At 60.0% G+C, this 2,426-nt stretch carries 3 protein-coding genes; 1 reads left to right on the forward strand and 2 read right to left on the reverse strand.

Annotated features, from left to right (window positions below):
* Together HLA95_RS26965 and HLA95_RS26970 are read right to left on the reverse strand one after the other, a co-directional pair.
* Positions 1-276 (reverse strand): hypothetical protein (locus HLA95_RS26965; RefSeq protein WP_222185077.1); only part of this gene is annotated, 276 nt, incomplete at its 3' end.
* A gap of 42 nt (positions 277-318) precedes the next feature.
* Positions 319-984: an HAD family hydrolase gene (locus tag HLA95_RS26970; RefSeq protein WP_191061812.1), complete on the reverse strand. Its 666-nt coding sequence runs from the start codon at positions 982-984 to the stop codon at positions 319-321.
* Positions 985-1,279: 295 nt separating this feature from the next.
* Here HLA95_RS26970 and HLA95_RS26975 point away from each other — a divergent pair, with 295 nt between their 5' ends.
* Entirely contained in the window at positions 1,280-1,678 is a 399-nt protein-coding gene (locus HLA95_RS26975; protein ID WP_191061813.1) for a CREC-EF hand family protein, read from the forward strand.
* Positions 1,679-2,426: the final 748 nt, after the last annotated feature.

Consider the following 2,426-nt stretch of genomic DNA (forward strand, 5'->3'; position numbering starts at 1 on the left):
AGCCAGGACCGGGTAGTGGATGTCGGCCGCCATGCCATCCGGCTCCATGAGCAGATCCCGCACAGCGATCTGCAACTGGTTCCAGGGGCAGGGCACATGGTCCACCACGCGGTGCCAGAGCAGGTAGTCACGGCGATTGCGACCGTTGCGGATCGAACTGCCGGGACCTGCCCAGCTGGGCAGGTCCCTGCTCGCGGCTGCTGCTGAATAGCCGTACTGGCTCATCCGCAGAGGCAAATGCGAGGCAGCGCATGCCTTGTATGGCTTGACGATCATCAGCCTGACGCTTGCGGTGGTAGGAGACAGGCGGTTGTGGGTTCACCCTCGTCCCAGAAGGGAGCGGTCGTAGTTCCGTAACAGATCCTGCGGGTCCTGGTAGATCTCGACGCAGCCAGCTTTGCGAAGATCGGCTTCAGCAAAGCCTCCGCATCGAACTCCGATAATGGCCATCCCCGCCGCACGGGCAGCGGCGGCGTCATGCGGGCTGTCGCCAATGACTACGGCCTGATCGGCCGGAAGGGAAAGGCGTTGAAGGGCCGCCTGGAAGATGTCCGGAAAAGGCTTGGAGCGCTCGGCATCGTCCGATGAGGTTTCCTCGCTAACAAGGCCCTCGATCCCGGCTGCCTTTTCGAAGGCGGCCAGCTCATCCTGCTTGGCTGATGAGGCGATAGCGGTCCGTTTGCCGTCAGCCAGGATGCGTCGGAACAGGTCCGGGACCTCCGGGAAGCCGCGGATCTTGGCTAGGTAGTCCCGCTTGAACAGGTCCTTGCGAAACCGCTCCATCTTAGGACCAACCCGCTCGACCTCCTCGTCTGGCAAGAAGACCGGCATCAGCTGGTCGCCGCCTTTGCCGATCTGGGCGCGGATGGAGGCATAGTCGATCTGATGGTCGAATTGGGCGAAGGTGCGCTGCCAGGATGCCGCGTGCAGGTCGACGCTATCGATCAGCGTGCCGTCCATGTCGAAGATGACAGCAGCAATCATGGTGGTTCCAATGCAATAAGGGAGAAGGCCTCTGCAACAAGATCACGGTCCGGCCGTTCCGTGGGCGGCCCAGCAATAGGATGTATGTATTGGCCTATCCATGAGCCTCTACGTCATAACCTGCCTACCATAAAGATAATGCCGATCAGGATGAGGCCGGTGCCTGCCATCACCGGCCCGGTGTACGCAGGTTCCTGCGGCCGGTGACGAGTGCGCACTGGAAGGTGGAACGACCACCGCCATCGCGATCGCGATGCTCGCCGGGGTCGGTGCCCCGTCGGCAGCCGCGAACGACATGGCCACCACGAATGCCAGCATCTTCGATTCCGTGGACGTCAACGGCGACGGAAAGATTTCCCGCCAGGAGATCATCCATTTCATCGATCTGGTCTTCATTTCGACCGATGCGGATGGCGACGGCCACCTGACCGTGGAGGAATTTCTCCAATGGGATCCAGGCTATCTCGCCATGGCGGAAGGCAATGATCGAGCCGCCGACATGAACGACGTCAAGCGGGACATCTACGGCTCCCGCGACCTCAATGGCGACGGCACCCTGGAGCATGACGAGTTCTCAGTGGCGTCCCTCTACGACTTCTACAAGGCCGAGGTGAACCACGACCGCACGCTGAGCCAGGACGAGCTGCTGAACCACTACCAGATCATCCGGCGGGTACGCTTGGCGATCCGATGAACAGCACGCTGAAGTGGGACACCACTGGCTGGCGCCCTGATCACCTTCACCTCATATCCATCTCCATTCGGTCATCACCTCAGGAGGGATTCGGTTGCCCTCCAGAGACGGGGGCACATGGAGTTGTAGTGGCTGCAGGCCGTGCAGCGCAGACAGGTAGAACACTGTAATTTATTATTATCAATCAAGCTGGTAATAACGCATTCTTGCAAGTTTCCGTAAAATTTTAGCTAGATGCTCTTCAAAATCTTCCAGAACTGTGCCATGAGGCGGGCGCCGGGCGATACTTCCGGCAGGTCGACATGTTGACGTACGGACGTGGCCGGTTGGTTTCCAGCCAGGGTTGCTGGAGAGCGGCGGGTCGACGTGGTTACGGGTCGCATCGAGCGGTGGGAGAACCGGAAGCAGAACGTCGCTTATTGATCGCGACGGTCTGGGCAATCCTCCCATGGTCTTGCGCGGCTAGACGATATTCCCTTTGCGTTGGTGATAGTGCTGCTGTGTTCATGGATCGTTGGCCGGTGTCTTCGGGCACCGGCCAATTATTTTTGACCTCCGCCGTTCCATCCAGCTCCACCCCATGCCGCCGCCCCGACCGTTCATAACATTCATAGGGCGCCACCAGCCCTAGGTAGGGAACTCAAACAACCTTCTGCAGCTTCATGGCTTTTAGTCGGCTGATCAGGGACGCAGGCTGAGGAGGGTATGGCGGATGGCACATCTGTACTGGCTGTCGGACGCGGCCTGG

It is taken from the genome of Geminicoccus harenae (genome assembly GCF_019800005.1).
GTDB lineage: Bacteria > Pseudomonadota > Alphaproteobacteria > Geminicoccales > Geminicoccaceae > Geminicoccus > Geminicoccus harenae.